Raw genomic sequence first — 15944 nt, 5'->3', positions numbered from 1 at the left:
GGTTTACTCCCCTTCCTTAAGCGGCATCTGAATCGTGAAGCTCGTGCCGTGCCCCGGGCTGCTCTCGCACGCGATCGTGCCGCCGAGCGATTGGACGAGATTATATACGATGTGCATGCCGAGTCCCGTTCCCCCGCCTCCGCGATTCGTCGTGAAGAACGGGTTGAAAATCTGCGCGACGACTTCGGGAGGCATTCCTTTGCCGTCGTCGGCATAGCGGAGCTTGACGTTGCCGTTGCGCTCCGATAGTTCGATATCGATGCGGCCTTCCTCGTCCGCTTGGAACGCATGGATCAACGAGTTCATGATCAGGTTCGTGAGCAGCTGCGAGATCGCGCCGGGATCGGTATGCAGCTCGATCGCTTCCGAACCTGTCACCGTCACCCGGATCTTGGTCTTCTTCAAATTCGGTTGCAGGCTGACGAGCACCTCTTCGACGTACGGCTTCAGCCGGAACCGCCGTTTCGTCTGGGCGCTGCGGTCGACCGCGACTTGCTTGAAGCTGCGGATGAGCTCCGAGGCGCGGACGAGATTCGATTGAATCATGCCGGTCGTTTCTTGTATGAGGCGGATATACTCCTCGAGATCGGAACGCTTCATCGCTCCGGAGGCGTATAACGCTTGGAATTCCTTCGATTTCTCGTCCATGTAGGTCACGGCGGTGACGCCGATGCCGATCGGCGTATTGATCTCGTGGGACACGCCGGCGACGAGATTGCCGAGCGCGACCATCTTCTCGGACTCGACCAACTGCTTCTGCGTCTGCTTCACGATGTCCATCGCATGCTTAAGTTCGCTATACCGCCCTTCGAGGTCGGCTACCATCTCGTTGAAGGCGGAAGCCACCTCGGTAACTTCTTGGCTCGAATCGAGCGCGATTTCTTGGTAGGGCAGTCCTTGCTTCACGGACACGGCCGCGGCGCGTATCGTGAGGAGCGGGCGCAAGAGCAGCCTGCGAATGATATACGACAGCGCGACGAGAAGCAGAACGGTTATGGCAAGGCCGACGACGATAATGATTTGCACGCGGGTCCGGATGAGCTCTTTGCTGTCCGACGTATCGATAAGGAGCTCGATGGCGCCGATCGTCGTTCCGTCTTCCTTGAGGGGGGCGGTCAGCCGGTCTTTCGGGATGCCGTCGGATTCGTCGCTCAGATGATCGACGAGCGTGCGATCGCCCTCGAGCAAGGCCAGCAGGCCTTGAGGGGACGGCGCGCCGATCCGCTCGCGGTCGGTGGAAGCTTGCACTTCGGTTTCGCCGAACAGCGTCAGCTGGAGCACGTTCGGATTCTTATACTGGATGTAATCGAAAATTTGCTGCACGTCCTCGATGGAGTGCGATTCCTCGTACCGTCCGTTAATGGCGGTCGTCATGCCGTCGAGCTGGCTCACGTACGTCTCCTCGACGGATTTGCGCAAGGTGTAAGTGTCGAACCAGACGATAATCGACATCAGGGCGACGGTCACGACGGAAACAAGCAAGAGCAGCCGGAGTTGCAGGCTAAGACGGCGGGGCATGGAGCGTTGGCGCGTGTCCGTCGTCATTTGATCTCGAATTCCACCGTCTGGGTAACGTCGTACGGCGTATGGTCGTTGTTGTGCAAGCTGACCTTCAGCTTATGAGGGCCTGCCTCGAGATCGGGAAACGCGTATACCCTTTCCTTCACGCCGATCTTGTCTTGGTCGTCGAGGTACATGTGAATATGACCTTCGCCCGACTCCCGGGCCATCCCGTAATGCTCGGGGGAGACGGTCATGTCGGTCTCGACGGTAACCGTCGCGCTGTTCCCTTCGATCTTCAGCGACACGTCCAGGCTCGGCTTATAGCCTTTTCCGTGATTCTTATCCGAACTCGACGCGTTATTCCCGCATGCCGCCAGCAGAAGACAGCAAATGATCGCGATAACCCCTTTTTTCATGTCGACACCTCGCTAACTATGTTGAAAAAGATCGATATATAGCAATTCGATGCGGAGCGTCGGAATTCCTTCCATTTTCCGGTTCCGAAGCCGGCATGAAAAGGAAAGTTCCGCTATGGTATACTAGGGGCAATCAGCGACGAAAGGTGAACGAATGCGATGGATGAACAACCGAAGAAAGTCAGTCTCGGCGACGCGATGAAGGCCATGCTCGAGAAGAAGAAGCAGGCACAGCGCCAAGCGGGCAATCCGCAGGGCCACTACTCGACGGACGTGAAGGCGATGTCGAGCCAGATCAAGAAGAAGCCGAACAATCAGAAGAAAAGAACGGGCGTGTAGCGCGGATGGCGGACGCGGGGAAGCTGCTGGCGCGGACGAGCTGGACGATCAAGCAAGATTGGTTGGACGACTTGCTGAGCCGAGCGGAATCGGTTACCGTGGACGCGATGCAGGCCGGATTGGAAGCTACAGTCCATAAGGTCATGCTAGACGGCGGAAGCTACGTGCTCAAGGTATGGGACAAGCATTCGAAGCCCGATATCGCGTATCAATACCGGCTGCTGCTCGCGCTATCCGAGCATGGAATTCCCGTATCCAAGCCGCTGGGCTTCGGCCTGACGGAAGACGGCAACGGCGCGTTGCTCACGTCGGACGACGGAGCGCCCCTGACGAAGCTCGATAAGCGCGCTCACGCGAGTATAGCGGGCTTAATGGCGGACGTGCATCGGTTTCCGTACGATCCCGCGGGGGACTTGCGCGTCGACAAGCATGATTTCGTCTCGTACTTCTATCCCGGCATCGCGGAGCAGCAGGATCTTCGGCAGGCGCTGCTCGAGTGGATCGGCGAAGTCGGCATTCGGCAAGACGCGGTCATACACGGCGATCTGCATCTCGGCAACCTGGTCGAGGCGGACGGGCGCTATACGGCCATCGATTGGACGAACGGTCAGCTAGGCGATCCGAGGTACGATCTCATGTGGATGGTCGTCATCACGAGGCTGTACGTCTCGGACCGGCATGCGGACGGGCTGCTCCAGGCTTATTCGGCGCTGATCGCGTACCCGGAGGCCGAGCTTCGCGCGTTCGAAGCGATCGCGTTCGCGAGATGGCTGCTGCTCCATCGGCAGGGCGCGTTGCCTGTCGACGCGAAGACGAAGAAGAGAATCGCCGCCATGATCTCGAATAATCCGTTATTAACGAACAAAAACCTGTTTCCCGTCCGCGCTTGATGCGCGGCGAGGGAACAGGTTTTTTGTGTTGTGCGAAGCAGAAGCGTACGAAAGGGATTAGCCTTCGATCAGGAGCGTCTCCGGATCTTCGAGCATGTCCTTGATCTTGACGAGGAACTGTACCGCTTCCGCGCCGTCGACGATTCGATGGTCGTAGGAGAGGGCGATGTACATCATCGGACGGTTCTCCATGCGTTCCGCGTCGATCGCGACCGGACGGAGCTGGATCTTATGCATGCCGAGAATGCCGACTTGCGGCGCGTTCAGAATCGGCGTCGAGAGCAGGGAACCGAAGGTGCCGCCGTTCGTGATCGTGAACGTGCCGCCTTGCAGCTCGGACAGCTCGAGCGTGTTGGTGCGCGCTTTGCCGGCGAGATTCACGATGGAACGCTCGATTTCGGCGAAGCTCAGGCGGTCCGCTTCGCGAACGACCGGTACGACCAAGCCTTCTTTCGCGGATACCGCGATGCCGATGTCGTAGTACTTCTTGACGATAATGTCATCGCCGCTGATTTCCGCGTTCAAGTGCGGGAAAGCTTTCAGCGCGCCGACGACCGCTTTCGTGAAGAAGGACATGAACCCGAGGCCGACGTCGTGCTTCTCTTTGAACGAGTCTTTGCGGCGCTTGCGGATTTCCATGATCTTCGTCATGTCGACTTCGTTGAACGTCGTCAGCATGGCCGCGGTTTGCTGCGCTTCGACGAGGCGCTTCGCGATCGTGATGCGGCGGCGGGACATCTTCTTGCGCTCTTCCGGCTTCGCGAAGTTCGCGACGGGGGTCTTGTCCGATGCCGGGCTAGGAGCTGCCGCCGGAGCGGGAGCCGCGGCAGGGGCGCTGCCCGCGGATTTCACGTCGGCGGAAGAGACGCGGCCGAGCACGGCGTTCAGGTCGATGCCTTGCTCGCGCGCCAGCTTGCGCGCGGCAGGGGAAGCGAGCGTGCCGGCAGCCGTTGCGGCCGATGCCGCCGCAGGTGCAGGTGCGGGTGCGGGAGCTGCTGGCGCCGCTGCAGCCGCGATAGGAGCCGGAGCAGCAGGTGCCGCCGCTGGCGCTGGCGCTGCAGCAGGAGCCGGAGCGGCGCCTGCCGCTCCGAGCGTGCCGACGGCTTCGCCGATTTTCACCGTGTCGCCTTCGTTCGCGAGAATAGCCGTAACGACGCCGTCGTGCTCGGCGCTGATTTCCAAGTTTACTTTGTCGGTTTCCAGCTCGAGCAGCAAGTCGCCTTGTTTAACGGCGTCTCCTACTTTGACGATCCACTTGGAAATCGTGCCTTCCGTAATGGATTCGCCCATCGCTGGTACGATAATGTCATACATTCGAAGTTACCTCCCGGATTTAACAGCCGATTTCTTTTTGTTCTGCAGCGTCTGCGTAACGATGTACTGCTGCTCGAGGACGTGCACTTGCTGGAAGCCGCTCGCGGGGCTGGAGCGCTCCGGACGTCCGATGTAGCTGACGGCCGCTTCGGAAGGAGCGACTTCGCGGATGCGCGGCTCCATGTAACTCCATGCGCCCATGTTCTTCGGTTCTTCCTGAACCCATACGATCTCGTTCAGTTCGGGATAGCGATCGACGATCGCTTGAATTTCTTCTTTCGGGAACGGATACAGCCGTTCGACGCGCGCGATATGCAGCCAGTCGCGGTTCGCGTCCGGCGTCTTGGAGATCTCGTCCGCAAGGTCGATCGCGACTTTGCCCGTGCACAGCACGAGGCGCTCGACGCGCTTCGCTTGCTGGCCGAGTCCCGGCTGCTCCAGCACCGGCTGGAACGAGCCGTCGCTGAGGGCGGAGGCCGGCGATGCGACGTGCGGATTGCGGATCAAGCTCTTCGGCGCCATCAGGATGAGCGGACGCGCCGCTTCGGTGTTCGTGATGGCCGCTTGGTGGCGGAGCAAGTGGAAGTATTGCGCCGCGCTCGACAAGTAAGCGACCGTCCAGTTCTCTTCGCCGCAGAGTTGCAGGAACCGTTCCATGCGCGCGCTGGAATGCTCCGGTCCTTGGCCTTCGTAGCCGTGCGGGAGGAGCATGACCAAGCCGGAACGCTGCTGCCACTTCGAGCGTCCAGCGGAGATGAATTGGTCGATCAGCACCTGCGCCACGTTGACGAAGTCGCCGTATTGCGCTTCCCAGATCGTGAGCGTCTCCGGCGAGTATACGTTGTAGCCGTATTCGAAGCCGAGCACTCCTGCCTCGGACAACGGGCTGTTATGGATCGCGAACGATGCTTTCGCTTCCGGCAGCTCGTGCAGCGGGCAGAACGTGTCGCCGGTCGAAGGATCGTGCAGGACGAGGTTCCGATGCGCGAACGTCGCGCGTTCCACGTCTTGGCCGCTCAGGCGGATCGGCGTGCCGTCCGCGAGAATAGAAGCGAACGCGAGCGTCTCCGCATGGCCCCAGTCTACCTTCTCGCCGTCGTTGAGCGCGTCGAGGCGGCGCTCCAGAATGCGCTGCAGCTTCGGATAGACGTTGAAGCTGCTCGGGAAGCTGAGCAAGCCTTTGTTGATGCCTTGAAGCTTGTCGGCGGCCACGGCGGTAACCGGCTTCGCGGCGAGCGCGTTCGCTTGCGGCATCGATTGGTGAACCGGATCCTTGTGCTCTTGCGCTTTCACTTGGTCGTACGCGGCCTTCAGCTTGCGAAGCACGTCTTGCTTGATCGCTTCCGCGGCTTCGGCCGTCAGCGTGCCTTCGTTGACGAGCTTGTCGGCGTACAGGCGCGCGACCGGCTTGTGGGCTTTGACCTTCTTATAGATCAACGGCTGCGTCGTTTCCGGATCGTCCGTCTCGTTATGGCCGTAACGGCGATAGCCGATCAAGTCGATGAGGAAGTCTTTCTTGAACAGGGTCCGGTATTCGCTCGCCATGCGGGCGACCGCGATAACCGCTTCCGGTTCGTCGGCGTTCACGTGAACGATCGGAATCTCGTAGCCTTTGGCGACGTCGCTCGAGTAGTGCGTGGAACGGGAGTCGAAGCTCTCAGTCGTGAAGCCGATCCGGTTGTTGACGATGATGTGCACCGTGCCGCCGTTCGAATACCCGCGAAGGTTGTTGAAGTTCAGCGTCTCGGCGACGATGCCTTCCCCGGAGAACGCGGCGTCGCCGTGCATGATGATGGACGCCGCGGAATCGAAGTTCTGCTGCGGGTAACCCGGGTTCGAGCGATCGTCTTGCGCCGCGCGGGCGAAGCCGGCCACGACCGGATTGACGTATTCCAAGTGGCTCGGGTTGTTCGCCATCGTCAAGCGGGTTTCCGCCGTCTCGCCGGATTGGATGGAGCGGTTCGCGCCGAGATGGTACTTGACGTCGCCGGTCCAGCCGTAGTTGATGCCGATCGAGCCCTCGGACGGGATCAGGTTCTTGTTCGGCGAATGATGGAATTCGGAGAAAATATTGCCGTAAGGCTTGCCTAATACGTGCGCGAGCACGTTCAAGCGTCCGCGGTGCGCCATGCCCATTGCGATGTTGCGCGCGCCGTCGTTAATGAGTTCGTGCACGATCTCGTCGAGCAACGGAATAAGCGCCTCGTTGCCTTCGACCGAGAAGCGCTTCTGGCCGACGAACGTGCGTTGCAGGAAATCTTCGAATTGCTCCGCTTCCAGCAGCTTGCGCAGCAGCGCTTCGCGTTCGGACGCGAGCAGCTTGCCGGACGGAATGACGGATTCGGCTTGCTTGTTCAGCCACTTGATCTCTTCCTCGTTGTGCACGTGGCCGAATTCGAACGCGATCGGACCGGTGTACACCTCGAGCAGCTTCTTGTAGGCTTCCAGGCTGTTCTTGAGCGCGTACGGCGCGTCTTCCCAGACGCACTCGGGCGGAAGGTTCGCGAGATCCGCTTCGGACAGGTTGTACGTCGCCGGCTCGATCATTCTCGCGCTCGCTTTGAAGTTCAGTTCGAGCGGATCGATGTCGGCGGCCAGATGGCCGAACGCGCGGATGTTATAGGCGAGTTGCCCCGCGGCGATCGCTTTCTTCAAAGTGACCGTATCGAGCGGCGCGGCGCCCGCTCCGGACGTCAGCCGGGCTTCGGCCGCTTCGGCCAGCGCTTCCGAGCGCGGCGGAGCGCCCCAAGTCGCGAACAAGTCGCGGTAAGCTTGGCTCACCGCGTTCGGATCTTGCGCGTACAGTTCGTACTGCTCCTGGATGTATCCCAGGTTGGGACCGTAAAATTGCTGCCATTGTCCTTGCGGGCTTGCTTTCAATTCTGACATCAGCGCATCCCTCTATGTTCATGTTGGATTACCTAGTGACGCATCTTGTTCGATGCATTGTTCAGCATCTATTTTAACGCTTTCGAGTCAGATATAAAAATGATGATTAAACATGATAACGATCTAATATGTAGATTAATCGCCGAAATGGCCGAGCCGATGGAAATGACTTTCTACATTATGCTTCAAAATCCGATTCTCTATCTCGGGGTTGCTCATCTTTCAGGCGATTGCCCTCATGAGGGGCGAGTTGCGATAGGTTGAGAAAAATGGGCGGGTTACTGTAGGGGCGCGGGGAAAAAGGCTACGCTCTAGCGGTGTCTCGTGCCGTTGGAGCGCGGGATTCGGCGGATGAGTTGCTGTAGCGGTGTCTCGTGCCGTTAGAGCGTGGGAATCGGCGAATGAGTTGCTGTAGCTGTGTCTCGTGCCGTTGGAGCGCGGGATTCGGCGGATGAGTTGCTGTAGCGGTGTCTCGTACCGTTGGAGCGCGGGATTCGGTGGATGAGTTGCTGTAGCGGTGTCTCGTACCGTTGGAGTATTTTTCGAGCGCGCCGCACCCAAATAACGCTATGTCATAACGCTATTGCTCGAACTTTCGCGTCCGCACCCAAATAACGCTATGTCATAACGCTATTGCTCGAACATGCTTAACCGCGCCGCAATAAAGGTTTGTTAAAAACTTTGACTGTAGCAAATATGCAACAAAATGTAACATTTACATTGATACAAAGTGTAACCATGGTGTATACTTATCGTAACATTAACCCGGAGGGTGGCGTTACGATGGTCCCATCGACGATGTACGCGAATGCCATATTGCCTGTACCGTGGACGGTCGCGCAGCGCGAGTACATTCAGCGTCCGAGAAGGCAACTGCCGGCGAAGCCGAACCGGCTGCCGGTTCCGAAGCTTCCGCAAGACCGAGAGGCCGCGTTCGCGGCTAAGCGCATCGAAAGCTTGCTAACGGCAGCCCGCACCGCGGTTGGGGAAGCCGGACGACTGCTCGCGGACATCCGCTTCGCGTCCCGCCCGTTCGGGGCGACGGCATCGCAACTGTCGTCGATCGTCTCCGAGATGTCGGCCGACATCGTCGCGAATACCCGATTGCTCGTCGACGCCTATAACGATCTCCAACTGAGGTTCGAGGCGGCGGGAGAGGCGCTGCTTCCGAAGCTTCGCCAGACGTTCGATCGCTTGATGGACGTCTCGATCTACGATTGGCTTGGGATCCGGCCCGCGGAGGACGGCAGCCTCGCGGTAAATGAAAGCCTCCTTCGCGATTGTCTGCAAGCTCACGACGAGCCGATCAACATCTCGTTCGTCACGCTGGCCGGGTTCGCCACCCAGATCGGCAAAGCTGGCGAGCGATTGCTCGACGAGCCATCGATTCGACTGCTCCATACGCAGACGAACGAGCTGCAGTCATGCACGGCATATAGAGCGACGAAGCAAACGTATCTGCTCCTGCCGCTGAAGGGACTCTTAGTGAACGCGATCGGCTAGCCGCTCCCTTAACGACAACACCTTCCCATATCGCCGTCTCGGCGGCGATATGGGAAGGTGTCTTCGTTCTCGATACTTGTATTCGCGTATTCGTATTCGCTTATGCGCGCAGCTTCGCGAGATCGAACGTCGGCACGACGCCCGATTCCATCGCCCGGCGCAGCAGCGTCTCGATCGCCGCATAGCCGGCGTCGCCGAGATCCGCGGTGAACGAATTCACGTACAGCTCGATGTGCTGCTTCGCGACCGCGGGATCCATCTCCTGCGCGTGCTCCCTTACATAATCGCGGGAAGCCTCGGGATGCGTCCACGCATAGTCGACCGACGCGCGAATCCAGCCGGCGATCGCCTTCGTATCCAAGCCTCGCCGCGCGATGATTGCGCCGAGCGGGATCGGCAGGCCGGTATCGGATTCCCACCAACTGCCCATGTCCTCGAGCATCGACAAGCCGTACGAGCCGTAGGTGAAACGGGCTTCGTGGATGACGAGCCCGGCGTCCACGCGGCCGTCCCGCACGGCGGGCATGATCTCGTGGAACGGCATGACGACGATGTTGCCGACGCCTCCCGGCACGTTCTTCGCTGCCCACAACCGGAACAGCATATAGGCGGTGGAGCGTTCGCTCGGCACGGCGACGGTCGCTCCGGACAACTGCGCGGGATCCTTCGGATCCGCGGCGGCTCCCGACGTCAGAACGAGCGGACCGCAGCCTCTGCCTAGCGCGCCGCCGCACGGCAGCAGCTCGTAGTTGTCCAATACCCAAGGCAGCGCGGCGTACGAGATTTTCATCACTTCGGGGCCTTCGCCCTTAATCGCCAAGTTGTTCGTAATATCGATATCGGCATAAGTAACGTCCAGTTCCGGAGCTCCCGGAATGAATCCATGCGCCCAGGCATGGAAAACGAACGTGTCGTTCGGGCAAGGCGAGTACGCGATTCTCATGATGGCAATCCCTCCGATAGTCGTGCGAATGCGAGCTCAAGCGACGCGAGCGCATCCCCGATGCGCCAGGCGTCGCGGTCGCGAGGCCCTACGCGATTGGAGATCGCGCGAAGTTCGATGACCGGCACGCCGCGCGCTTCCGCGGCGGCCGCGACGCCGTAGCCTTCCATTCCTTCGGCCGCGACGCCGGGAACGCGAGCCGCGTTCCGCGCCTCGGTTGCCGCCGTGCCCGTCGCCGTGCTGACGGTGACGACCGAGCCGCGGACGACGCGCAAGCCGTCGCCGGCGGCGATCGCGGCGACGATCCGATCGACGATAGCCGAGTCCGCTTCGACGCGCGAAGTGCCGAAGCCGAGCTCGTCCACGCTGCTGAATCCGTCCGGCGTCTCTACGCCGAGGTCCGCGGCGATCATCGCGGTCGAGACGACGACGTCGCCGATGTCCGCCCGGCCTTGGAAGCCGCCCGCGATGCCGGCGCTGATCACAAGTCCGTATTCTCCGCTTCCTTCTATTAATGCAGCCGTCGCGTTGACGGCCGCCGAGACCGGTCCGACGCCGGCCAGCTTCACGTCGAAGCGCGCATGGCCGCCCGACAGTCCGCGCAGCACGGCATCCCGTTCCGCCGCGACGGCCGTCATGACCAATATTTTATTTGTCATCGATTATACCTTCTCCTTCGATTGCCGTCCCTAAGACTTACTTCATTATAGTCCCTTGCAATAGGAGAGTACAAATGGAAAGGGCCGACGGATAAAGTCATCCATCGACCCTTGCTATTATTCGGCTACCGCCGGACCGCTGACGGCGGGCATCGGCATGACGTTGATCGCCGGTCCTCCGTACGGGTAATATTGGCCTTCCGGAGGCGCCGGATACGAGATCGAGCCTTGATCGCTTAAGCTGCCGAGAGCGTTCGCCTTGAGCATGCGCTCCGACAACGTGTACAGCGTATCGTTGGCGTACAGGATGCGCCGCACCGACTTGCCGTAATCGAAGCCGTACTGGCCGCTCTTCGCGAGATCGTCCTGCGACAGGTGGGTAATCCGTCCCCGCAGCGTGAAGCCGTCGTCCAGATCGACGCCGTATACGTATGCGCCTTGGTAGACGAATTGGCCGTAAGCAGGGAAGCCGCCTTGCTCGATCGGTTCCTTGTTCTTGACCTCCATAAGCTCGACCGGGAACGCCATCAAGCCTTTCGACTTGTCGAAGAGGAGCGCCTTATGGTTGTAGAGTAGCTCGGAGCCGGTGCCGCGGTCGCCGATGACTTCCTTGAACAATTCCTTCGGATTCGCGACGTCGGTGACGTCGAACATCGCGATCTTTATGCCTTGGTAGAACGCCATCGTCGCGTCTTGGCCCATGCCCTTCGACGGCAACTCGACCGTCTCCTTGCCGAAGCCGATGAGATGGTTGTCGTCGTAAGGATGCAAGTAATCGCTGTAACCTGGAATCTTGAGCTGGCCGAGCACGGCCGGCTTCGTCGGGCTGAGAAGATCGATGACGAACAGCGGATCGACGTTGCGGAACGTGACCATGTACGCCCTGTTCCCCATGAATCGTACCGAGTAGATACGCTCGCCCGGCGCGAGGTTCGCGAGCGTGCCGATCGTCTTCAGTTGCTCGTCGAGCACGTACAGGTCGTTGGTCGAACGGTTCGCGCCGGAGTCCCACATGTTCCCGTTCGTCGTCGCGATGCGGAAGTAGCCGTTGTGCTCATCCATTGAGAACTGGTTCAGGACGTTGCCCGGCACGCTGCCTTCGCCGACGTACACGACGTTGCCTTGATCGAGGCGGAATTTATAGACGTGCGTCTCGTTCTTGTACTTGTCGGCGCCGTCAGGCACCGTCCGCGCGATCGCGACGTACAGATGCTTGGAAGAGGCGTAGATCGTCTGTCCCGAGCCGAGATAAGCGGACACCTGGAACGCTTGCTCCGGCCGGTCGAGGTCGAGCGCGCCGATCAGCATCGTGCTGTTCTCGATCGCGTTCGGGAAGTACCGAACGTCGCTGAGCGACAGTCTCTTCAATTCCTTGGACGTGGCCGAGTCGGAAAAAGCGGGTTCGAACGCGTTCGCCGGCGAATCCGACGCTGCGGCGTTGCCGTCCGATTCAGCGCGCTTCTCCATCATCGGATAATAGTTGTAGTAATTGTACTTGTTCGAGATAACGTAGAGCGCGCCGTCGATCTTCCGGGACGACACGTAGTTGCCTTCGAGCTCGGTCGTACGGGTGAGCGTCGGCTGGCCGTTATCGTCGATCGCATACACTTTCGTCTGCACGGTGCTGATCGCCGGAACGACCGGGACGACGGGCATGATGCTCATCTTCTCGTCGGGAGCGGGCGCTTCGGGCGAGCTTGCCGCGCCCGAAGCGCTCGAGCTGCCGCTCGCTCCCGCGCCGGAGCTCGGCGTTGTCGCCTCGATCGGCGGCGGATCGACGATCATCGTCGGCACCCATGAATTGCGCTGGCCGATGACGACCAACCGGCCTTCGTCCACGTACATTTCGAGCGGAGAGAAGTTGTCTTCGGCCTTGTATTCCAGCGTAGCCGCTAGTTTCGGCGAAGAAGGCTCCGATATATCCGAGATGAAGATCCGGCTCCCGCTGATCTGATAGACGAACTTGCCGTCCGTCTTGGCCCAGTCCGCCTCGTCGACGCCTTGTACCTGCACGTTCGTCTCCGAGTGGTCCGCGCCGCCGGAACCCGCCGAGGATTCCGCGGCCGACTCGGCGGCGGGAGCGGCTTGCGGCGCGGACGCGCCGTCGCTGGAATCCTTGGATACGACGGTGCCGCCTTCCAGCGTGTACATGACCCCGGTCTGCTGCTGCATCTGCTTCAACAGCTCGTCGAGCTTCTTCTGCGTGCCGATGACGGGGAGCTGCTTCGGATCGTCGATGCGGATGACTTTGCCGACGCCGTCCCAAGCGACGATCGTGCCGAGCGCTTCGGAGATCGCCCGCAGCGGAACCATGATCGTGCCCGAACGGAGTTCCGGCGCGACGCCGAGCTTGACCGCGCGGCCGTCCGCGACAATGGACGCGACTCCCGCCGTGATCGTCGCGGAGCGTGCGCCCCGCGTCAGCTTGGCGAAGGTTCGGCCTTGCGCGTCCGTTCCCCAATCGACGGCGGCGCCGAGCGCCTCGGCGATCTGTCGCAGAGGCACCATCGTCATGTTCTTGACGACGTAGGCCGATTTGTTCAGTTTCAACGCGGCGCCGTTCACCATTATGCTGCCGCTGGCCGGAGCCGCCGTCGAAGGCGGCTTCGCGGGCGCGGCTACGGACGTCGTAGCCAGCATGACGCTGGCCAAGAGCGCCGTAAGAAAGATTTTGTTACCCATCGTTATTTCCCCCTAGGAAATAAAAGTAGTCGTCTGTTTACGCGGTTCCGAAGAAGCCGCGTACCTTACATCCATAGACGCGAATTGGTTGGATTTGGTTGCAGAAGAAGATTTAAAAAATGTGCCGAGCACCCTCCGTCATACAATAGAACCATACGTGCCTGATCCGCTTAGCGAGGAGGTGATTCGCATGACAATGCTTCACGGCTTGTCCGCGTTCGACCGGGTACCGTTCCAGAACCAATCCGAGCGCGGACTCGGACTGGACGACGTGCTCGAGCGGGTCGCGCGGTTCGTATCGGACGCTCCCGCGGACGATTACGACTTCATCGTCGGCACGGACAGCCAAGTGCACCGCGGCCATACGAAGTTCGCGACGGGAGTCGTCGTCCATCGGATCGGCAAGGGAGTATGGGCATGTTACCGGCAGTTCGCCGTCCCGAGGGAATTGACAACGATTCGCGAAAAGCTGATGCTAGAGACGGTATTATCGCAGCGCGTCGCCGCCCGGTTCGATCCTGAAGCGCTGCGCGAATTGCTGCGGCAGCCGGTCGCCGGCGCGAAGCGGTGCCCGACGCTGCAAGCGTATATCGATATCGACGCCGGCACGGTGACGCACGTGAACAAGACTTCTCCGTACGTGCAAGAGATGGCCGACCGGGTCGTCGAAACGGGCCGATACGCGCCTCGGGTGAAGCCGTTCGCTTATGCCGCGTCCTCCTATGCGAACCGGTATACGAAGAAACCGATCTCGACCATTTCCTGAACATTACATGAAGCAAGGGGTATCGATTTGCATACGACGGCCATTCGCATCCTGCGACATCTGAATCGGTTCCGAATCCTGTATATCGCCTGCGCGATCGTCGCGATCGCCATCGCGCTCTTATCCCGTCTATCGATTCCGGATACGGCGCGGCCCGAGCCGACGAGCACGAATTACGATTACGATAGCTTCGTATCGAACGAAGGCGTTTCGCTGCATATTTTAAGAACGTTGCCGGACCATATCCGATTGAACAAAATCGACAACAACGTGACCGCGTCCGGCGTCGTCGGCGTGAACGGCGGTTTCTTCTGGGAGAAGCAGCTTCTCAGCGTGGCGGTGGAAGACGGCGTGCCGGTCGGCGGCCAGCCGGGAGCTCGCGGCTCGGGCTGGTTCAACGCCAAATACGCTCGGGGCACGCTCGTCTACGACCGAACCTCCGGCAATCTGTCGGTGCAGGTCGTTAGCGACGCGAGCGAGCTTGTCCTATCGGACGACTCCCGTTATTGGGCGCAGGGAGGAATCAGCTTAAGCTTGCGGGACGACGCCGGATGGCGCGAGCAGGCCGAGCTTGAAGCGATTCCCGTGCCGGACGAGTACCGGCTGCGCAGCGGGATGGCTTACGACGACGGCGAAGTCTACTTGATCGTTACGGACACCCGGTGCACGGCCGAACAATTCAGAGACGCGATTCGCGAATACGGCAACGCGGAACCGAGGCGGCTCATCGACGGTATTTTCCTGGACGGGGACGGTTCCTCGCAACTGCTATCGCGCGAAGCGAAGCTGGCGGGCGACGGGCGTCCCGTGCTCCAGATGATCGGAGTGGACTGACGGCAGGAGAACGGCGGCTCGGCGTGGAACTATTAAACCTATTCCAACAGCTTACGAACGCGGGGGATTATAGATGAAGGACAAATCGATCACGGTACGAAGCCTGCAGCAGAAGTTCAAGCTGGAGGTGCTGTCCGGCGGGGAGCGGCTCGATCGCGAGATTACGAAGGCGAAGGCGCATCGGCCGGGGCTCGAATTCGTCGGGTATTTCGACTTCTTCCCGATGGAACGGGTTCAGGTGCTGGGACGCAAGGAAATCAACTATTTGCATAAGCTGACCGAGGACGAGCGTAATCTGCATATCGGCAACGTCGTGAAGTATCACCCGCCTTGCTTCATCGTGACGTCGAACCAGGAAGGGCTTAAATACTTAACGATCTATTGCGAGCAGGAAGGCATTCCGCTGCTTCGGACGAAGGATACGACGACGGAATTCATCGGGAAGCTGGACTCGTTCCTGATGAAGGCGCTCGCCCCGGAGATCGCCATCCACGGCGTCTGCGTCAACGTGTCGGGCATCGGCGTACTGCTGCGGGGCAAGTCCGGCATCGGCAAGAGCGAAACCGCGCATACGCTCATCCGGCGGGGCCACCGTCTCGTCGCGGACGACATCGTCGTGCTTCGGAAGCTGAGCCCTCAGACGCTGCTCGGTTCGCATAACGAAACGACGCGGGAGTTCTTGGCGCTGCGCAGCATCGGATTGGTGAACGTCGTCCGGCTATACGGGCGCAAGGCGTTCCAAGACGAGTCGCGGATCGTGCTCGATATCGAGCTGACGCATTGGCAGGACAACGCTTTGAACAACGACCTGGAGCTGGAACAGAAATTCTCGGAATATATGGGCGTCAAAATTCCGTATATCGAGATTCAGCTGCAGCCGGGGCGGGACGTCGCCGGCATGATCGAAGCGGCGGCGAACAACTGGTACTTGAAGCAGCAAGGGTACAGCGCGGCGGAAGAATTCATGAAGCGGCTGGAAGACGAGATGGGCAGCGGCGGTTGACGGAATGACGGCTGGTACCTCGTCCCTACGCGATATGGAGAGTTGAAAATAGAGAAAAAAGAGTCGAAGCGATGCTGAGGCCACTGAAAAAGTCCAAGTGAATGAAAAGGTACAGACTCTCTTTATTTTGAGGGACTGTACCTTTTTCTTGATATAATGAAAGCATTACGTCGGAAGGATGAAGACCATGTTTCAACCCCAGA

The 15944-nt window shown here is 59.9% G+C and carries 13 protein-coding genes; 6 read left to right on the top strand and 7 right to left on the bottom strand.

Annotated features, from left to right (window positions below):
- Window positions 1-3: 3 nt before the first annotated feature.
- Together ACFQZG_RS11670 and ACFQZG_RS11665 are read right to left on the bottom strand one after the other, a co-directional pair.
- The gene (locus tag ACFQZG_RS11670; RefSeq protein WP_378152600.1) at window positions 4-1545 is read right to left on the bottom strand and encodes a sensor histidine kinase; all 1542 of its coding nucleotides are present in this window, start codon (window positions 1543-1545) and stop codon (window positions 4-6) included.
- Complete coding sequence (locus tag ACFQZG_RS11665; protein WP_378152598.1) at window positions 1542-1919, bottom strand: hypothetical protein; 378 nt, start codon at window positions 1917-1919, stop codon at window positions 1542-1544. Before ACFQZG_RS11665 ends, ACFQZG_RS11670 begins: the two co-directional genes overlap by 4 nt.
- A 159-nt stretch (window positions 1920-2078) precedes the next feature.
- Here ACFQZG_RS11665 and ACFQZG_RS11660 point away from each other — a divergent pair, with 159 nt between their 5' ends.
- The gene (locus ACFQZG_RS11660; RefSeq protein ID WP_378152596.1) at window positions 2079-2258 is read left to right on the top strand and encodes a hypothetical protein; all 180 of its coding nucleotides are present in this window, start codon (window positions 2079-2081) and stop codon (window positions 2256-2258) included.
- Between the two features lie 5 nt (window positions 2259-2263).
- Complete coding sequence (locus ACFQZG_RS11655; protein WP_378152595.1) at window positions 2264-3148, top strand: aminoglycoside phosphotransferase family protein; 885 nt, start codon at window positions 2264-2266, stop codon at window positions 3146-3148.
- Between the two features lie 57 nt (window positions 3149-3205).
- On the opposite strand, the gene odhB is transcribed toward ACFQZG_RS11655, so the two are convergent.
- Together odhB and ACFQZG_RS11645 are read right to left on the bottom strand one after the other, a co-directional pair.
- A complete protein-coding gene (gene odhB / locus ACFQZG_RS11650; RefSeq protein ID WP_378152594.1) occupies window positions 3206-4462 on the bottom strand; it encodes a 2-oxoglutarate dehydrogenase complex dihydrolipoyllysine-residue succinyltransferase in 1257 nt (418 codons plus the stop codon).
- Between the two features lie 6 nt (window positions 4463-4468).
- Window positions 4469-7351, bottom strand: a complete 2883-nt coding sequence (locus ACFQZG_RS11645; RefSeq protein ID WP_378152592.1) for a 2-oxoglutarate dehydrogenase E1 component — start codon at window positions 7349-7351, stop codon at window positions 4469-4471.
- Window positions 7352-8134: 783 nt separating this feature from the next.
- Between ACFQZG_RS11645 and ACFQZG_RS11640 the strand changes: the two genes are divergently transcribed.
- Window positions 8135-8854: a hypothetical protein gene (locus tag ACFQZG_RS11640; RefSeq protein WP_378152591.1), complete on the top strand. Its 720-nt coding sequence runs from the start codon at window positions 8135-8137 to the stop codon at window positions 8852-8854.
- Window positions 8855-8954: 100 nt separating this feature from the next.
- Here the strand turns inward: ACFQZG_RS11640 and ACFQZG_RS11635 are convergent, their stop codons facing one another.
- From ACFQZG_RS11635 to ACFQZG_RS11625, 3 genes are all read right to left on the bottom strand, one after another.
- A complete protein-coding gene (locus ACFQZG_RS11635) occupies window positions 8955-9797 on the bottom strand; it encodes a 1,4-dihydroxy-6-naphtoate synthase (RefSeq protein WP_378152589.1) in 843 nt (280 codons plus the stop codon).
- On the bottom strand, window positions 9794-10456 hold the full coding sequence (locus tag ACFQZG_RS11630) for a futalosine hydrolase (RefSeq protein ID WP_378152587.1): 663 nt from the start codon (window positions 10454-10456) through the stop codon (window positions 9794-9796). Before ACFQZG_RS11630 ends, ACFQZG_RS11635 begins: the two co-directional genes overlap by 4 nt.
- A gap of 117 nt (window positions 10457-10573) precedes the next feature.
- Window positions 10574-13138: a beta-propeller domain-containing protein gene (locus ACFQZG_RS11625; protein ID WP_378152586.1), complete on the bottom strand. Its 2565-nt coding sequence runs from the start codon at window positions 13136-13138 to the stop codon at window positions 10574-10576.
- Window positions 13139-13328: 190 nt separating this feature from the next.
- Here ACFQZG_RS11625 and ACFQZG_RS11620 point away from each other — a divergent pair, with 190 nt between their 5' ends.
- From ACFQZG_RS11620 to hprK, 3 genes are all read left to right on the top strand, one after another.
- Entirely contained in the window at window positions 13329-13904 is a 576-nt protein-coding gene (locus ACFQZG_RS11620; RefSeq protein WP_378152584.1) for a ribonuclease H-like YkuK family protein, read from the top strand.
- Window positions 13905-13931: 27 nt separating this feature from the next.
- Window positions 13932-14738 (top strand): hypothetical protein, encoded by an 807-nt coding sequence (locus tag ACFQZG_RS11615; protein ID WP_378152583.1) that lies wholly within the window; start codon window positions 13932-13934, stop codon window positions 14736-14738.
- 73 nt (window positions 14739-14811) lie between these two features.
- Window positions 14812-15741 (top strand): HPr(Ser) kinase/phosphatase, encoded by a 930-nt coding sequence (gene hprK, locus ACFQZG_RS11610; protein ID WP_378152581.1) that lies wholly within the window; start codon window positions 14812-14814, stop codon window positions 15739-15741.
- Window positions 15742-15944: the final 203 nt, after the last annotated feature.

It is taken from the genome of Cohnella sp. GCM10027633 (genome assembly GCF_042675445.1).
In the GTDB taxonomy this organism is placed as follows: Bacteria; Bacillota; Bacilli; order Paenibacillales; family Paenibacillaceae; genus Cohnella.
The sequence above is the reverse complement of the archived record's forward strand: the minus strand, read 5'-3'. Positions and strand labels throughout refer to the sequence as shown.